The following is a 16,494-nucleotide window of genomic DNA, read 5'->3' on the forward strand; positions in this document are numbered from 1 at the left end:
AACAAGCTCCTACGCCGATCGCGGTCGATAACACAGGCGAAGCATCCCGTGTTCAAAGCGGTGCGTTTCGGTCAGCTCCATCCATTGCGGTGCGTCAAACAGACGATGGCCCTCCCCGAGAACGCACGGGCACAGGCGAACCTGTATTTCATCGACCAGGCCGGCATTCAACAGACGCTGGGCTACCGATACACTGCCCCATACAAGGATCGACGCGCCGGTGCCTTGCTTCAGCTCACTAGCTGCCGCAACGGGGTCGGCGACCAATGTGGCTGCAGGAAAACTGCCCCAGGGGGCCCGTTCCAGCCTGTTGGAGACCACGACCTTTTGCAGTGCATTCAGCTTTTCTGCGAATCTGGCCTCCGCGCCGCCAGCATGGGGCCAGTACGCCTCGAGCAGCTTGTAGGTTTTGGCGCCGAGCAACAAGGTGTCCACCGAGTCGAGCGAAGCTTCGGCATCTTCGATGTAGGTGCGATCACCAAGGGCCGCGTACTCGGCAATAAACCCGACACCGCCTTCCTTGTCGGCGATGTACCCATCCAGAGACATATAGTGCTGCAGAATCAGTTTACGCATAGCCCTTCCCCGCTCTGATCAGTTGTTCGATGTTGATTTTCTTCATCTCCATCAGCGCTTCGGAGGCTTTCTGTGCAGTATCATGGTCACTGAGAATTTCCGGCAGGATGGAGGGCAGAATCTGCCAGGCAACCCCGAAGCGGTCCCGTAGCCAGCCGCACATCTGTTCCTGGCCCCCGGTGCTCAGGGTTCGCCAGTACCGATCGATTTCTTCCTGGGTTTCGCAGTAGACCGTCAGTGAAACGCCTTCATCAAAGTCGAACGTTTTGGGGCCGGGCAGTTCCATCAGCAGGCATTGCTGTCCCTTTCGCTCGAGAGCGGCGTAGCGCTGTGCACCGTTGCTGTCACCCGGCCTGATCCGGGGAAACAGGCAGGCGTAAAGCTCCAGTGCCTCGTCCATCCGGTCACGCTGGTCACCACCGAAGTGCAGCACCGGCACTATGCGTTGCGCTTCTCGGGCACTGGCATCAACAAGGAGATACCAGGCCACGCCCCAGCGATCCTGAACCCAGACGCTGTCCTGGGGCCAGAAGACGTCCGCGCGCTCGGACAGGACTTGTCCCCCGGCTGCCAGGCCCGCTGTCAGCCTTTGCTGTTCTTCCTCGTCGCTGCAGACATAGCGAAAACTGATGGACGGGTTGGGGCTGTACTGCGGCCCGCCGTTCAGGCTCACAAAGGGCTGGCCGGCAATCTCGAAATCCACGGCCACCGGGGTGGCCGCGACAATACGCGCGTCTGGAAACAGGTCGCAGTAGAAACGGGCGGCGTCTTCACCATCGCCGTCAAACCAGAGACAGGGCGTGATGGGTTTGGTTTCTGCGTTGTCGTTCATGCTGATCTCCTCTCGCGATGACTTCCCCGCCGAATTTACTCCAGTGCATTGCGCAACTATTGAACAAAAACGACGCCAGGGGAACAGGCGAGAGTGCTTCCTTCACTGCATGCGTGCGGCTAGCGCCAAATATCGATATCCCTCAGGTCATCTCTGTGATGGGGCATTATGGAGGGGTCGGACAGCCCGTCGACCCCGGCGCGATCCAGCCCGATATCGCGCAACAACCTGTCTGAAAGCCCTGAGACGTCTGGCCGCCTCTGCCGGTTGCGACGGTAACGAACCAGGCTGACCCACAAACGGCGCAGCAGGGTGGAGGCGTCAGGCTTTCCAGAATGGCTTGGTCGCTTCATGACGCAGCTCCCCGGTTGGCAAACCCACATCCTGTTCGGTGCGGGCGATATCCATTTCCTGCAGTTCCGTGCGCAACCGTGAACGGATATTGTGGCGCCGTTGCCACTCCCTGAAAGTCGCCCTGACGCGCTCAGGGAAGGGCACTGCAGCTTTGGATGGGTGGTCAGAGCAATAGCGTAGGTTGTTCATAACGTAACCTCATGAAATATGAATTGAGGCAGGCCTGCAATTGCTATTAAACTGCTCTGTAGTGGTACTATCCATCAGTCTTTAATGAAGGCGGCGTTCAGAAAACATGAACATAAAGCTGGATAAACTGCGCTCGTTCGTGCTCGTGGCCGACGAGGGCAACCTGACGCGGGCTGCCCGGCGGCGCCACACCACGCCCTCGGCTGTCAGCGAACACCTGCGGCAACTCGAAGGCCAGTTCGGCCTGCCCCTGTTTGATCGGTCCAGCCGGGGCATGGAGCTCACACCCGAAGGCCGCAAGCTGCTGCCCTCGGCCCGTCAGGCCCTGATGCAGATCGCGGAGCTGGACGAGATTGCCCGCACACTGCGCTGTGAAGCGCCGACGACGCTGGTGCTGGGGCTGAATGCGCCACCGGAATATCTGAAAGTCGACCAGCTGCTGCGTCAGGCGGCGCAGGAACTGCCCGAGGCGCAGCTGGAGCTGATTACCAGCAATTCCTATCTGATTGTCGACCAGGTGCGCGAGGGCAAGATGGATCTGGGCTTCATGTACGGTGATCCGAAGCATGACGTCCTGAAAGCCATGCGGCTGATGGATGTCGAGTTCTGCGTGGTCGGCCCGCCCGACAGCGAGCTGAGTGCCCTGCCGTCCGATCCGGAAGAGCGCCGGTCACTGCCCTGGATCTGGGCCTCCGACAAGTGCCCGATATCGCACATGATGCCCGACATCATCGGTTTTGAGCGCGAGCAGACCCGGGTGGTGTCCACTTCAGAAGACGAGCATGTCACCCTGTCCATGATCAGGGCAGGCCTGGGTTATGGCGTGGTGGAGAAGGAGATGGCACAGCACTGGGCGGACCGGGGCAGTGTGCGTATCCTGGCTGGGCCACCGACCACAACCAACCTCAACCTGGTGGTGCGTCGGGATCAGGCAGAGCGCAAGCCAATAACCGCCGTTGTCGAAATGATCAGCCGGCTCTGGCAGGACAGCACTACCCTGGCGGCAGAGGTGGAAGCTGTCGATTGAAGGGCAACTTGTCAGGGTTGACCACCGAGTAGATGCGGAGCACCCGGCCGCCCTCCGTTTCGAGCACCGTCACTGAGCGAACTTCGCCGTCCACCCAGAGTATTGCGCCCGGCTGACCATTGACCGGCACCAGAGTGACATGCCAGCGCCCGCGCCAACTGCGCGCCAGGCCCATGGCCATTCGCGTTGCGGCTCTGATTCCATGCACCGGCTGACTCGCTGCCTGGGCCTTGCCGCCACCGTCCGCGACCCAGCACACCTCCTCGGCCATCAGGCGGGCAAAGGCTTCGCTGTCCTCGCTCATCATGGCATCGATAAAGCGGGTAACGACCTGGCGCTGCTGGTCGGCGTCAACGCGATAGCGCGGCCGTTCATCGCGCAGCCGGGCCCGGGCTCGGCTCACCAGTTGGCGGCTGGCGGCGGCGGTCTTGTTCAGGATGCCGGCAATATCTTCATGGCTGTAGTCGAACACTTCACGCAGCAGAAAAGCCGCACGCTCTTCTGCACTCAACGCTTCCAGGGTGACCAGAAAGGCCATGGACAGATCCGATGCCAGGGTCATCGTGGCCTCGGCATCCTGTTCTGTCTCATCCAGAAGCGGCTCGGGCAACCAGGGCCCCTTGTAGGTTTCGCGGTGACGCTTCAACTCGCGCTGTCGATCAATGCCCAGGCGGGTGACCACGGTGACCAGCCAGGCCTCCGGATCACTCAACCCGGCGGTATCGACAGCCCGCCACTTGAGCCACGCCTCCTGTACGACATCTTCTGCCTCCACGCGGCTGCCCAGCAGTCGATAGGCCAGGCCGAACAGGCGGGTGCGGGTGGCCTGATAGGTATCGATGGTGCTCATGAGTTTGCTGTTCACGAAGTCGGTCCATTGCATCTTTGCAGCACAGACGTTTGAGCGCCAGAAAATGTGACAGGACGCGGAGGGAAGACGTCTTGTCACATATCGATAGCGCCACACGTCCTGGTCAGGCCAATACCGGCAAAATACCGATTCAAGGAGCATTCCATCATGACTGTACGTCTGGACTATTTAAAGCACGCCGCCCCCGAACCGCTCACCGCCCTGTCCGGGCTGAGTGGCTATGTGCACCACAGCGGGCTGGACCCGCAACTGATGCAGCTGGTACAGCTGCGCGCTTCACAGTTGAATGGCTGCGCCTACTGTGTGGAGATGCACACGCTGGACCTTGAGGCATTGGAAGAAAAGCCGGCACGCCTGTATCTGCTCCCGGTGTGGCGGGAGGCCGATGTGTATACCGAGGCCGAGCGTGCGGCGCTGGCCTGGGCCGAGGCGCTGACGCAGCTGCATGTCGGCCAGGACCTGGATGCGGATTATCAGGCCCTGACGCAACACTACTCACCCCAGACCATCCTGCAGCTAACCTTTGCCATTGTGGCCATCAACGGCTGGAACCGCTTGAGCGTGGCTTTTGGGCGAGATACCGGCACCTATCAGCCGGGTGATCTGGATGGTTTTCTGGCTCAGGCACTGGCCAGGCTGCGTGCGTAAAGTGCCGCGCCTGGCACTGGATGGCATGTTCAGACTCCCGGGTCAACCCCCGTCATCTCGATGGAAAAATCCCACAAACGCTTTGCCTTCTCCAGGTCTTTGCTTGCGGGGCTTGAATCTACCTGCTGTGCAGGGCCGGCTCCTTCACTTCGTCTCCCAGGGCCAAAGTATTGCCCTCCCTCAACGTCTTTTGCCGTGGCAGCGAGGAGTGTAGGCCAGGCTCCCTGTGCTGATGAGTTCATAAATGGTTTGAGTAGCGGTACAACCAGTTGGAGCAGTATCCCTATGAAACCGTCCACGTAGCGGTAGAGTTCGGTAGAGGCCATGCCGGGATGACAGGCAACGGCCATGACAGAGACGTTTTTCTGGCGCAGCCGGCGGTCAAGTTCATAGGTAAAGAGCAGGTTGGCAAGCTTGCTGGCATAGTAACGCCTCCGTGGGTGGTAGTCCTTTTCTGCCTTGATGTCGTCCAGGAACAGCTCACCCTTACCCAGTTTGTGACCGATACTGGAGACCGTCACAATTCGGCTGTTCGGCGTTGCCAGGAGCTTCGGCAGCAGATGCCCGGTGAGGGCAAAGTGCGCGAGGTGGTTGACGCCAAACTGAGACTCGAAGCCATCCTGGGTAATTGCCTTTGGATTCCACATGATCCCGGCATTGTTGACAAGAACATCGAGCTTCGGTTCCTGAGAAACGACCGCTGCCGCTGTGCTCACACTTGAGAGATCAGACAGGTCCAACATAACCAGCTTGGTATCAGCGTCTGGATAGGTCGCGAGGATATTGGCTATCGCTGCTTCCCCCTTCTCTGCGTTGCGGCACCCGAGCAACACTCGTGCTCCTTTCCCGGCCAGCTCTTTTGCTGCTTCGAATCCGATGCCAGTATTGGCGCCCGTTATGAAGACTGTCTTGCCGTCCTGGTTGGGCACATCGGCTGCTGTGAAGTTGTTGATCATGGGTGCTCCCAAGTGAGAAGACATGGCTTGATGTAAAATTCACATGAACAAGGTGATGCCGGCACCTGTCAGCCGGGTGACCTTGATGGTTCAGGCGCTGGCCAAACTGCGCTCCTGAGGCATCAGTGACTGCCACCAGCGCGTACCGGTCACCAGTTGACGCATATTCAGAATGTCACCCGGCACGGGCGTCGCCAGCCGAACATTCCTTTCGTCAGCCACCCGGGCGACTCGTTCAAGGGGCTCATACCAGGCATGGAAGGCCAGATCAAAGGTGCCGTTGTGGATGGGCATCATGGTATGCCCCTGCAGATCGATGTTCGCCTGCACACTCTGTTCCGGCGTCATGTGAATCTCGGGCCAGTCCCGGTCGTAGGCGCCGGTTTCGATCATGGTCAGATCAAAGGGGCCATAACGCCGGCCGATCTGTCCGAAGCCATGGAAATAACCGGAGTCACCACTGAAAAACAGGCTTTCATCGGGTGTCTTGATGACCCAGGAGCCCCACAGGCTGCTGTTGCCATCGTTCAGGCCGCGGCCGGAGAAGTGGCGCGCCGGGGTGAAGGCGATCAGTCCCTGGCCGACATTGAGTTCCTGCCACCAGTCAAATGACAGAATGTCTGTTGGACGAACACCCCAATCGATCAGGTTCTTTTCTACACCCAGAGGGACCAGAAATTGCCGGGTCTTGCCCTTGAGTTGGCGGATCGTGGCCTTGTCGAGATGATCATAGTGGTTGTGCGAAATCAGCACCTTGTCAATCGGCGGCAGGTCAGCGACAGTGATCGGCGGGCGATGAAAACGCTTGGGGCCAATGAATGAGAAGGGTGAAGCCCGTTTTGACAACACCGGGTCCAGCAACCAGAACTCGCCATAGACCTTCAGCAACACCGAAGAGTGCCCCAGCCTGATCACAAACAGGCTGTCATTGGGCAGTTGCCGCAGTTGCTCCTGGTCAAGGTCCCGCACGGGCAGTGCTTCATCCGGGGAGGCATCCACCTTGCGTTCCATGATAAAGCGCTTCAGCAGACCGAAGAAGGTTGCGGAGGTGCCCAGTGGCATTGCTTCTTCATTGCGGAATCGACCGTTGCGGAAGTTTTTCCGCATCGGCTCATTGCGTACGACCATTTGGTTGTGCATGGAAGACCCTCCCATAGTCAGGACAAAACCCAGAAACATAATTCAGAGTATCCTGTTCATTTAGAATTCAACAAATAAACTACACCGTGCAGTTTACATGTTGATAATGAAAAGTAAACCGCCCAGTGTATATTTCATCGCAAGGGTTTATACTGGGACCCGAGTGCAGAGGTAGCCATGAAACTTTCAGAACAGAAACGCCTGAGTATCCTGCGGGCAGCAGAACGGCTGTTTTGCAGACACGGGGTCGAAAAGACCAGCATGGACCAGGTGGCAGACCAGGCCAGGGTCTCCAAACGTACCGTTTACAACCACTTTGACACCAAGGAAACGCTGTTCCACACCATTCTGCAGCAAATGCAGCAGCCCCTGGCTGAAGAGCAGGAAGTGGTGTTTGACCCGCAACAGGATATTGAGGTTCAACTGCGCAGTATCGCCGAGCAGGAGGCCCGACTGCTCTCCTCCGAGCAGGTTCTGAGCCTGGCTCGGGTTGCCTTCATGCACATGCTGCAGCGCCCGGAGCTCGCCCAGCAGTTCAACTCCGGCAAGCTTGGTTGCATGGTCTATCTGGACCGGTTTCTGCAGCAGGCGGTGGCCGCCGGTGTGCTGGACATCGAAGACATCGACCTGGCCGCCCGGCAGTTTGTCGCCCTGCTCAAATCCTTTATCTTCTACCCGCAGCTGTACGGCCTTGAGGCGCCGGACATGGCCCGGCAGCAGTACGTGATACAGCAGTCTGTCGACATGTTTCTCGCCCGATACCGCGCTCGCTGAGTCCGCAATGGCCGGCGCTTTACCGCGCCTTGCGTTCGGAGTACCGGTCCGTCAGCGTATCGACATGGGGGCGCATCAGCAGGGTGGTGCGCACCAGCCCCGCAGTCGGATTCCTGTGGGCAAAACGCTGATCAAGAGCGGGCAGATGGTCGGGGTCAGCGAGTGTGCGCAGGCGCATAGTCATTCCTCGTCAGATATTGAAGCAGAGACAGGGCGCCCAGCGCCACCAGGCTGAGCGCGGCGGAAACAGCCAGAGCGCCGCTGCCGAGCCGTTCGATCAGCAGGGCGAACAGAAACGGGGAGAACGCCTGGCCGAAACGGGCCGGCGCCATCAGCCAGCCCTGGCGTCGGCCATAACCCTGGGGACCAAAAATGGCCAGCGGCAGCGTCCCCTTGGCGATGGTCAGAATGCCGTTGCCGGCGCCGTGCAGCAGAGTGAACAGGGCGGCCACCGGGGCGCCGAAGGTCAGTACGGCCACAGCGCCCAGCGGGTGGGCAGCGCAGGCCAGGCGCGCAGAAAACAGCGGATGGAAGCGCCGCAACAGGGAGAACTCCAGCAGTCGGGCGGCCACCTGGGCTGGCCCGACCAATGCTGCCAGCCCAATGGCGGCGGTGGCGGTCAGGCCCACTTCCTGTAACAGTCGCGGCAGGTGCGCCGCCATGGCGGTGCTGAGAACCCAGGTAATGGTGAACACCAGTGCCAACAGGAACATCGTAAGGCGTGGCGCGACCTGGTGAGGCGGCTGTTGCTCGGGGCGACTCTGGTCGGCCTGAACCGTTCTGGGCAGCAACAGGCGGTTGAGCGGCAGGCCTATCAACAGATGCGCCGCACTCCAGACAAGACAGGCCACCCGCCAGCCGAACTCGGCATCCATCCAGCCGGTCAGCGGCCAGCACACGGTGCTGGCAAACCCTGCGACCAGGGTTATGCCTGTAATGGGGCCGCGCGCCTGGCGCCCATACAGGCCAGTCAGGGTGGAAAAGGCCGCTTCGTAGAGGCCTACCGCCATGCCGACACCAATGATCGCCCAGGCGACCCAGAGCATGACCGGCCCCTGAGCCAGACCGAGAACCAGCAGGCCGATGGCGAACAGCAGGCTGGAGGTTGCGAGCAACCCCCTGCCGCCGTGCAGATCGATCCGATGGCCGGCGGCAGGGCCGAGAAGGGCTGTAATGATCAGGGCGAGAGAGAAAGCGCCAAAGACACTACCGGTTGATACACCAAGATCCCGTGCCATGGGCACCGCCAGAATGGCCGGCAGGTAATAGGTGGAGCCCCAGGCCAGGGTTTGTGTCAGGCCCAGAGTAATGGTCACCTGGCGTTGCGCGCTCATGGGCGACATCTCCAGGGCAGGCCTCTTGCGTCAATGCGTTGACCACCTAGGCATCGATCATCGATGTATGTGGTCATAAAATATATAGTCACAAAAAAAGCCATGCTGTATCCCTCTCTTCAGCGGCGCTCAGCGGCTGATTTGCTGGCAACAATGCAGTCGGTAGCTTCCAGCCAGGCGTCCACCGCCACCTTGAACGCCTCCCGGCCCTTGTCCGTCAGTGCATACACCTTGCGTGACCGGCCCTGAACCACCTCGCTGGTGGCGCTCAGATAGCCGCCCGCCTCGAACTCGTTGAGCATGGGGTACACGGTGCCCTCCGACGGGCTGCAGCAGCCGCTGGTGCTCTTTTCGACCGCCTGCACCACCTCATAACCGTGCATGGGCTTGCGGTGCAGCACGCTGAGCACAAAGAACTTGGACAACGACATCTTTATGGTGCCGCGCCAATACTTCGGGTCACTGTAGTCCGGCACCTGGCGGTTACCGGCACGGGCTGATCGGGTTGCTGCGTTCATGAGGTTGAACTCTATGCCTTGGTGTTCGAGGTGTCAAGCAGGCAGACAACTCTGGTATGCGAAATTGCGGGGCTGGTGTTCTAGGCGGTAGAGGTGATCGGCGATCGGCGATCAGCTCTTGTGCAAATAGTGGGATATTCTGTCCGTGCCCAATTGATCCAGCGTGATCTGGCCAAATCGTTGCAGCATCAATGCCTCGGCCTCATCCATGACGTCCTTCAGGGCGGCATTGACGGCCTGCTCAATCACGCAGTGGCTGTGCTCGTCGGTCAGGCCGATGGTGAAAACACTGCCCTCGCCAAGCGCATGGTGGATATCCAGCAGTGTGATGTCGGCGAGAGGCTGCGCCAGTTGCCAGCCGCCATGGTGCCCCCTGGCTGAAGTGACATAACCCGCCTTGCGTAAAAGTGCCATGGTACGGCGCACCACCACGGGGTTGGTGGATATCATCCCTGCCATCTCTTCGGACGTGACCGGCCGGTCAATGGCCGCCATATGCACCAGTATGTGCAGCACCCGGGACAGTCTGCTGTCTTTTCTCATGGTTCACCTGTATCAACCTGCGCAGCTTATCATGACACTGTTCGGGTTACATGTGTTGCCTCCTTTCGCGCTATCATGTAACAATAAAAGTTACTTTGTTGCTCTGTGGGTCTGGTCGCCCACCGTGCGTTCATGGTCAACCTGTGAGAGGCGTTCCAATGACAACCGATTCTCCCGTGATCGAGCATTTCTCTGGCACTGCTGGTGCTTATGACGAAAAAAACCGGCCCCTGTCGAGCATTGCCGATACCCTGCACTTCCTGACCGCCCTTGTTCTGCAGCGTGCGCCTGCCCGCGCTCGTGTGCTGTGTGTGGGCGTTGGAACCGGTGCTGAAGTACTGTCACTGGCGCAGTCATTCCCGGAATGGACCTTTGTCGGCGTCGATCCCGCCCGGGGCATGCTCGAGGTCTGTGGCGACAGGCTTGAGCAGGCCGGCGTGCGGGAGCGCTGCGAACTGATTCAGGGCTATGTTCAGGACGTACCCGAAGACGAAAGCTTCGACATCGTCTTGAACATTCTGGTGGCGCATTTTGTGAAGCGTGAAGACCGCCCCGCTTTCTATCAGGCCATGTGGCAGCGCTTGCGCGCCAACGGCTTCCTGGTCAGCGCAGAAATCAGCTACGACCTGAGCGCCGATGCCTTTCCCCTGATGCTGAAAAACTGGGAAACCGTGCAATCCTTGATGGGTGCCAGCGCCGAATCACTGGACAATCTTCCCGTGGTGCTGCGCGAACAGCTTGCGGTTATCTCGCCAGCAGAAACGGCAGCGCTGCTTGAACAATGTGGCATCGATATGCCTGTGTGGTTCTTTCAGGCGTTCATGATCAGCGGTTGGTACAGCATAAAAGCGGGCTGAGCGTAACCTCGTTTCATCGGCATTTCCGCGCAATCACCACCCTGACCCCGATTCAGTACCAGAAACAGCTTCGCCTGCAGGTGGCGCGCTCAATGCTGATGGGCGCCAGCAAAAACGTCACAGCCGTGGGCTATGCTGTTGGCTACGACAGCCCCTCGCAATTCAGCCGGGAATACAAAAGGCTGTTTGGCTACCCACCGGGTGAAGATGGGAAGCGCCTGGCAAAAATTCTGTCTACGGTTTCACACTTTGAACAAGACTGAACCTGGGGATAGTGTTCCCGACCCGTTGATGCACTAGCCTGACTCTGAACTTCGCAGATTACCAAGGACAGAGTCATGCAAAGGACGGTAGGGGCATGGGTGTTGTCTTCGATCTTTTTTGTTGTTGGGTCGGGGGTCGCAAAGGCATCGGAATGTACGCTCAATTTCACCTCGCCGGATGATGGCACGGTGGTCAGTAGCCCGAGCGTCACTATATTCGGCCAGGGTGGGGCCAGCGCTGATCTGGGCAACACTGGGAGATGAGCGCCCCGAGCGATAGTATCTTTATGAACTGGACGACTTCCCCCACCACCTCACCGGTGTCATTGACGACCGTGCCATCGCCACCGAACATCACGACGGCGCGGACCGAGTTTCTGTCAGCTACCCCGAAGACAATACCACCATCGTGCGGTACTACCGCGATACCCAGGCCGACCAATACCGAGAAGAGCACCTTGCTTACGAGCAGTTCCGGGCGCGTATCGCCTGACGCGACCGGATATCAATCAGACGCCTGGGATTGGGCTACTAAGCCTCCGGCCTCTCAGCCAGCACAATGAGAAAGTAGTAAATGGATAAGAAGTTACTTGTTGATAAATGGATTGAACTCCAGTCTTTGTCGCGAGACTCAGCTGAGGCAAATAACCTTATGTGGGCAGCAGAGGAATTTTTTGCTCTTACTGATACCGACCCCCAAGAGTGCTGGGATGTCATCCTTGAAGTAGTAAACAAGACTGACAACGAATGGGTTTTGATAAACTTGGCGGCAGGCCCGTTGGAGGATCTGTTGGCGTTGCATCCCAAAGAATCCATCGTCTGGCTCGAAAGGGAGGTTCCAAAGAACCCCAGACTGAAAAGCATTCTGTCGGGAGTATGGAAAAACCTGATCCCGGATGATGTATGGGAACGGGTTCAAACGCTGTAATTGATCGAGATATTTATACAGAAAGCCCCGGTTATCCTGTTGTTGGGCGTTCAGTGCACGCTCGAGGGATCAGTCGTATGCCAGGAAATACGGTTGCATCTGTGTTATAAGGTGTATCTTGGGAAGAGTTTAATAACAATCTGATATATATGGTTTATTTCATGTTTTATTCCTTATTTCTACTGCCCCGGGTGCATTTCATTTTAAGAAACATTACTTTCGGGGCTTGCAGAAAATGGGTTGTTTTTCCAAGCGTCGATAGCAACGTGAATGAGTGGGGAGGTCATCGAACAATGAATAACTATTGGGGACAGAAAACCACTGAATTATTAGTCGCCGATTCACGGTAAAATCCGACCATCATATAGAGTTGGTGCATATATGGGAATAGAAGTTATTGGGTGGTAAATAATATTATGTACATGAGTAACTTTCGCGACATGCCAGTCCCATTAAAGTTAATCTGCGGAATGAGCTTATCTATTCCAGTTCTAACTGCCCTGACAATAGTCTCAGGAGGATTGGGGGTGGTTGGCGACTCCCCAGAAGAAGGTTATGGGTTTGCCAGTAACTATATAGAATTAGTGCTGGTATTTTTGCTTACCATCCCCATTTCAGTGTGCGCTTTTTTTATGCTAAAGAGAAGCTCTCGCTCTAGAGCTTGGTACGCAGTTGGCTGGGTGCTTTTTGTACTCTCGACCGGAGTGTTTGAATCAAATCGAGAAAATATCGATTTGTTCTTAATAGGATCCTTGTTTAATTTATTGATTGGTGCAGTTGTAGTTGGGTACTTGTTTTTCGGGCGCCAGGCCAAATGCTATTTCCAGGGCGGCTCAGGCTAGTTTTGGTGAAGTGGATAAATTGCCGGGGCGCAGATCCAATGACTGTAATTGACAGGCTGCGAAAGGCATTTGAGCGCCGCGTTCGCCCTTCCAGAGTTCACAGTGAACAAGTCAATAGACAGGAAATGATATCTGTAGAATATTTCCTGGAAGGGCCTTGTGAGGGCAAGGTCGACAATGCGCTTTTAACAGAGCTTTAGAAGTTCGTTCGACACAGGCTTTAGTGGCATTGAATGAAGCATGGCAACGGGAGGAGGTACGGAAAGTAGAAACGATGACTGATAAGTATCCAAACGAGATAATGGCCTCGATTGCGCCATGGTAGTTGAAATATGAGCTATGAATATTACGTCGGCGAATTGAATGGCTATTTGAAAGCGCTTGGCCGAGTCTGCGGACCGAGACACTCTTTTGGTGTTAAAGCAGAACGACAGGGCGGCAGGTCAATCAGTGAGTTCGTTCAGCATATTTTGGCCGAACGAAACAAGTATCATTCAGAGGTGTATGTCGGCCAGGAAGTCATAAATAGAGATCAACTGTTTGATAGAATTGAATCGATGCTATTCGGCGGGCACATGAGAAACATAAAACCGAACAAAACACTAGGGATGACTACGCCACTGTATTTATTGAGGACATAAATGAATATTTCGGATTAATATCTACCTCCATTAATCAAGAGGGTGTTTTCCATCCATTATTGAACAGCACTGTATTTGGGATTGAGGTATTGAATGAAGAGTATGAGTCGTCATTTTATTTTGCTTTGGGCATCGAAGACTTGTATATATTTGTTTATTTTTGCAAGCGACGATGACTAATATTTTGATTAGGGAATGTCTGAATTAATCGCCACTCGCGATAAGATCCGACCATCGTCCATAAATGTAGATGTTGAATTTATAAAACGGATCTCGCAGAGCCGTTGTGCACATATATAAACTAATCTCGCTTGACCTGAACTTCCTGATACTTCATTAAAGCGAGAGAAATCATGAACAACATTAACATTACCATTATCGGACTCGGTGCCATGGGCACCGCAGTGGCGAAAGCCTTTCTGGAAAAGGACTTCACCGTAACGGTCTGGAGTCGCTCACCGCAGAAAGCGCAGCCTCTGGTGGCCCAAGGTGCGCGCCACGCCGAAGTGATCGACGAGGCTTTGGAAGCCAGTCCACTGCTGCTGATATCGGTGCTCGACTATCCCGCTGTGGACGACATATTTCGCCCCATGAGCAAGGGGCGTCTGGCCGGCAAGACAGTGGTCAACCTCACCAACGGTACACCCGAGGAAGCACGGAAAATGGCAGCGTGGGCAGACGCTCAGGGCGCTGACTATATTGATGGCGGTATCATGGTTACGCCGGAACTGATCGGCCAGCCCGAGGCCTTTGTGCTGTACAGCGGTGCCGAGGACTCGTTTCGCGCCGTTGAGTCGACACTCTCCATTCTGGGCAACCCGGCCTATGTGGGTGAAGATCCGGCTTTTGCACCCCTGTATGACTTGAGCCTGCTCAGCGCCATGTTCGGGATGTTTGGCGGCTATCTGCATGCCGCCGCACTGCTGCGCTCGGAGAAGATCCCCGTGTTTGAGGGGGTGCCCATGATCATGGCCTTGCTCAAGGCCATGATCGAACTCTTTCCCGAAATCGCCCGCGAGATCGACAACCGGGAATACCCCACGCCCAGTTCGAACAACGCCATGATGGCTACGGCGTTGCGCAAGGTGCTGGACGGGAGCCGGGAACAGGGCGTGCGCGGTGCCCTGATGGAGCCTGTCTGGCAGCTGTTCCACCAGGGCACGCAGAGCGGGCAGGGAGAGCGTGATATCTCGGCCCTGGTGCCTCTGCTGTTCGCGGCTCACTCGGAGGGCTGATCACCCAACTGCTGGATGATCAGGTCTGCAACCACACGCACCGATGGCAGTTGACCGCGTCGGTGCGGCATCAGCAATGTGGAGGTGATCTTGCCGGCGGTCCAGTCCGGCAACACCCGAGTGAGATGTCCGGCGGTGACTGCCTGGCTGCAAAGGCGGCTCGGCAGGCAGGTGATGCCCAGTCCGGCCTTGGCTGCCTCCAGCAGGGGGGTGGTTTCGTTGGCGTAATAGCGGGCGGGCAGGGTAACGGTTTGTGTCTCTCGCCCGCTGTTGCTCAGTGTCCACCCGGTATCGCCTGGCGCCGGGAACAGCCCTTCGGCGTTCTCCAGGTCCGATGGCTGCCGGATGGAGCCCAGTTGGGCCAGGTAGGCTGCCGAAGCGACCAGCCAGAACGGGTCGGTACAAAGCCGGCGCTGTACCAGGCCGGAATCTGGCAGGGGGTTCATGTGATCCCTGATAGCGATATCAATGCCCTCCTGCACGATATCCACGAAGCCGTCCGTGATATGCAACGCAACCCGAATTTTCGGATAGGCGGCAGCCACTTCCGGCAACAGTGGCGCCAGAAAATGCTGCGCCGTGGGAATGGAGGCGGTCACTCGAACGGTTCCACTGGGCTCGGCCAGCCGGCCAAAGACAACATTTTCAGCTGCCTCTGCCTCAATCAGCATGGCGGAGGCGTGCCGGTAAAGCGACTGCCCCAGCTCGGTCACGGTAAAACTGCGCGAGGTTCGGTGAATCAGGCGCACTCCGGCTTGCTGCTCGAGCTCCTTTATCCGTTTGCTCAGCGTTGACTTGGGCACACCCAGCTTGCGGCTTGCGGCGGTGAACCCTCCGTGGTCCACCACTTGCACGAATACTTCCAGGTCATTGAGGTTCAGTGTACTCATGGGGTCCTTGAATTCAGTGTGTTTGCTGCTTTGCGGGCAGGTTGGTGCACAGATCCAGGCGACAATGCGGCGGGCTCCTTGAGCACATCAATGACCGCTCGCAAGGCAGCGGGCATATGGCGGTTCCTGGGAAAGTACAGATAGAGGCCCGGCCAGTCGGGGTTCCACTTTTCCAGCAGGACCACCAGTTCCTTTGACGCGATCTCGTCGTGCATCAGCGGTTCCGCAAAGTGCGCGATGCCCAGCCCGTTCCTGACCGCCCTCATCATCACGCCCGGGTTGTTTGTGGTCAGTGTGCCTTTGACATCAACGACCAGGCGTTCCTCCTGTTGACGGAACTCCCACTCATAGCGACGGCCGCTTTGAAAGCGGAAACCGATGCAATTGTGCCCCAACAGATCGGTGGGTGTCCTGGGTAAACCGCGGCGGGCTATGTAATCGGCTGATGCAACAGTGACAAAGCGGAAATTCTGCACCATGGGTATGGCCACCATATCCTGCGGTATCGCATCCCTGAGCCTGACCCCCAGATCAAAACCCTCGGCCACGATGTCGAGCAGGCGGTTGTCCACGATCAACTCGATCTCTATGTCGGGGTACCGCTGCTGAAACTCGAGATCCAGTTTGTCGAGCAGGATGGGTGCGGCCACTTCGTTCACGCTGATTCTTACCCGGCCGCGAGGCTGTTTGTCATCGGCATCCAGGTTTTCCACCGCATGATTGAGGTCGCTCAATATCACATTGACCTGGCCAAAGAGGGCATGACCAGATTGGGTCAGCGAGACACTGCGTGTTGTGCGGTTGAACAGCCGCGTCTTCAGCCGGTCCTCAAAGGTGCGTATCAGATGGCTGAGCGTGGATGGCGTCAGGTTCAGCTCTGCCGCTGCCTTCTTGAAACTCAGCTGGGTGGCAACCTTCTGGAAGGCCAGCAACTCGTTCATGGGTGGCAGCGACATTAGTGGCTCCTGTCGAATAACGTATAAGGATTATAGCTATTTTACTCATAATCGTTAGCGCTGATACTCGAAATGCAGGTGAACCGTCATTACGACTTCACGCAATCGAGAGAGAAGCAG

At 57.1% G+C, this 16,494-nt stretch carries 19 protein-coding genes; 7 read left to right on the forward strand and 12 right to left on the reverse strand.

Going from position 1 to position 16,494, the window contains the following annotated elements; translation table 11 throughout:
* Positions 1-9: 9 nt before the first annotated feature.
* From E4656_RS14995 to E4656_RS20270, 3 genes are all read right to left on the reverse strand, one after another.
* Positions 10-576, reverse strand: a complete 567-nt coding sequence (locus tag E4656_RS14995; protein ID WP_135484111.1) for a dihydrofolate reductase family protein — start codon at positions 574-576, stop codon at positions 10-12.
* Positions 569-1,408: a VOC family protein gene (locus tag E4656_RS15000; protein WP_135484112.1), complete on the reverse strand. Its 840-nt coding sequence runs from the start codon at positions 1,406-1,408 to the stop codon at positions 569-571. Before E4656_RS15000 ends, E4656_RS14995 begins: the two co-directional genes overlap by 8 nt.
* A 321-nt stretch (positions 1,409-1,729) precedes the next feature.
* On the reverse strand, positions 1,730-1,951 hold the full coding sequence (locus E4656_RS20270) for a DUF1127 domain-containing protein (protein ID WP_167856086.1): 222 nt from the start codon (positions 1,949-1,951) through the stop codon (positions 1,730-1,732).
* Between the two features lie 106 nt (positions 1,952-2,057).
* On the opposite strand from E4656_RS20270, the gene E4656_RS15010 reads away from it, so the two are divergent.
* A complete protein-coding gene (locus E4656_RS15010) occupies positions 2,058-2,978 on the forward strand; it encodes a LysR family transcriptional regulator (RefSeq protein ID WP_135484114.1) in 921 nt (306 codons plus the stop codon).
* Here the strand turns inward: E4656_RS15010 and sigJ are convergent.
* Positions 2,944-3,843, reverse strand: a complete 900-nt coding sequence (sigJ, locus tag E4656_RS15015; protein WP_205849226.1) for an RNA polymerase sigma factor SigJ — start codon at positions 3,841-3,843, stop codon at positions 2,944-2,946. The genes E4656_RS15010 and sigJ overlap by 35 nt on opposite strands.
* 153 nt (positions 3,844-3,996) lie before the next feature.
* Between sigJ and E4656_RS15020 the strand changes: the two genes are divergently transcribed.
* A complete protein-coding gene (locus tag E4656_RS15020; protein ID WP_135484115.1) occupies positions 3,997-4,497 on the forward strand; it encodes a carboxymuconolactone decarboxylase family protein in 501 nt (166 codons plus the stop codon).
* 29 nt (positions 4,498-4,526) lie between these two features.
* On the opposite strand, the gene E4656_RS15025 is transcribed toward E4656_RS15020, so the two are convergent.
* Together E4656_RS15025 and E4656_RS15030 are read right to left on the reverse strand one after the other, a co-directional pair.
* On the reverse strand, positions 4,527-5,453 hold the full coding sequence (locus E4656_RS15025; protein WP_205849227.1) for an oxidoreductase: 927 nt from the start codon (positions 5,451-5,453) through the stop codon (positions 4,527-4,529).
* Between the two features lie 90 nt (positions 5,454-5,543).
* Positions 5,544-6,593, reverse strand: a complete 1,050-nt coding sequence (locus E4656_RS15030; RefSeq protein WP_240753994.1) for an MBL fold metallo-hydrolase — start codon at positions 6,591-6,593, stop codon at positions 5,544-5,546.
* A 177-nt stretch (positions 6,594-6,770) separates the two neighbouring features.
* On the opposite strand from E4656_RS15030, the gene E4656_RS15035 reads away from it, so the two are divergent.
* Positions 6,771-7,367 (forward strand): TetR/AcrR family transcriptional regulator, encoded by a 597-nt coding sequence (locus E4656_RS15035; protein WP_135484117.1) that lies wholly within the window; start codon positions 6,771-6,773, stop codon positions 7,365-7,367.
* A 19-nt stretch (positions 7,368-7,386) separates the two neighbouring features.
* Here the strand turns inward: E4656_RS15035 and E4656_RS15040 are convergent, their stop codons facing one another.
* The 4 genes from E4656_RS15040 to E4656_RS15055 all read right to left on the reverse strand — a co-directional run bounded on the left by E4656_RS15040 (position 7,387) and on the right by E4656_RS15055 (position 9,762).
* The gene (locus E4656_RS15040; RefSeq protein WP_205849241.1) at positions 7,387-7,545 is read right to left on the reverse strand and encodes a hypothetical protein; all 159 of its coding nucleotides are present in this window, start codon (positions 7,543-7,545) and stop codon (positions 7,387-7,389) included.
* The gene (locus tag E4656_RS15045; protein WP_135484118.1) at positions 7,523-8,701 is read right to left on the reverse strand and encodes an MFS transporter; all 1,179 of its coding nucleotides are present in this window, start codon (positions 8,699-8,701) and stop codon (positions 7,523-7,525) included. Before E4656_RS15045 ends, E4656_RS15040 begins: the two co-directional genes overlap by 23 nt.
* A 119-nt stretch (positions 8,702-8,820) precedes the next feature.
* Entirely contained in the window at positions 8,821-9,219 is a 399-nt protein-coding gene (locus E4656_RS15050; protein ID WP_205849228.1) for a PadR family transcriptional regulator, read from the reverse strand.
* Between the two features lie 111 nt (positions 9,220-9,330).
* Entirely contained in the window at positions 9,331-9,762 is a 432-nt protein-coding gene (locus E4656_RS15055; RefSeq protein ID WP_135484119.1) for an Rrf2 family transcriptional regulator, read from the reverse strand.
* 158 nt (positions 9,763-9,920) lie between these two features.
* On the opposite strand from E4656_RS15055, the gene E4656_RS15060 reads away from it, so the two are divergent.
* The 4 genes from E4656_RS15060 to E4656_RS15075 all read left to right on the forward strand — a co-directional run bounded on the left by E4656_RS15060 (position 9,921) and on the right by E4656_RS15075 (position 14,528).
* The gene (locus E4656_RS15060; RefSeq protein WP_135484120.1) at positions 9,921-10,619 is read left to right on the forward strand and encodes a class I SAM-dependent methyltransferase; all 699 of its coding nucleotides are present in this window, start codon (positions 9,921-9,923) and stop codon (positions 10,617-10,619) included.
* Positions 10,544-10,882: a helix-turn-helix transcriptional regulator gene (locus E4656_RS15065; protein ID WP_135484121.1), complete on the forward strand. Its 339-nt coding sequence runs from the start codon at positions 10,544-10,546 to the stop codon at positions 10,880-10,882. Before E4656_RS15060 ends, E4656_RS15065 begins: the two co-directional genes overlap by 76 nt.
* Positions 10,883-11,456: 574 nt before the next feature.
* On the forward strand, positions 11,457-11,810 hold the full coding sequence (locus tag E4656_RS15070) for a DUF6869 domain-containing protein (RefSeq protein WP_135484122.1): 354 nt from the start codon (positions 11,457-11,459) through the stop codon (positions 11,808-11,810).
* A gap of 1,836 nt (positions 11,811-13,646) precedes the next feature.
* Positions 13,647-14,528, forward strand: coding sequence for an NAD(P)-dependent oxidoreductase (locus E4656_RS15075; RefSeq protein ID WP_135484123.1), 882 nt, complete (start codon positions 13,647-13,649; stop codon positions 14,526-14,528).
* On the opposite strand, the gene E4656_RS15080 is transcribed toward E4656_RS15075, so the two are convergent.
* Positions 14,513-15,418 (reverse strand): LysR substrate-binding domain-containing protein, encoded by a 906-nt coding sequence (locus E4656_RS15080; protein ID WP_135484124.1) that lies wholly within the window; start codon positions 15,416-15,418, stop codon positions 14,513-14,515. The two genes, E4656_RS15075 and E4656_RS15080, sit on opposite strands and share 16 nt — an antisense overlap.
* A complete protein-coding gene (locus E4656_RS15085; protein WP_135484125.1) occupies positions 15,415-16,374 on the reverse strand; it encodes a LysR family transcriptional regulator in 960 nt (319 codons plus the stop codon). Before E4656_RS15085 ends, E4656_RS15080 begins: the two co-directional genes overlap by 4 nt.
* Positions 16,375-16,494 lie beyond the last annotated feature (120 nt).

This window comes from Natronospirillum operosum (assembly GCF_004768465.1).
Taxonomy (GTDB): Bacteria; Pseudomonadota; Gammaproteobacteria; order Pseudomonadales; family Natronospirillaceae; genus Natronospirillum; species Natronospirillum operosum.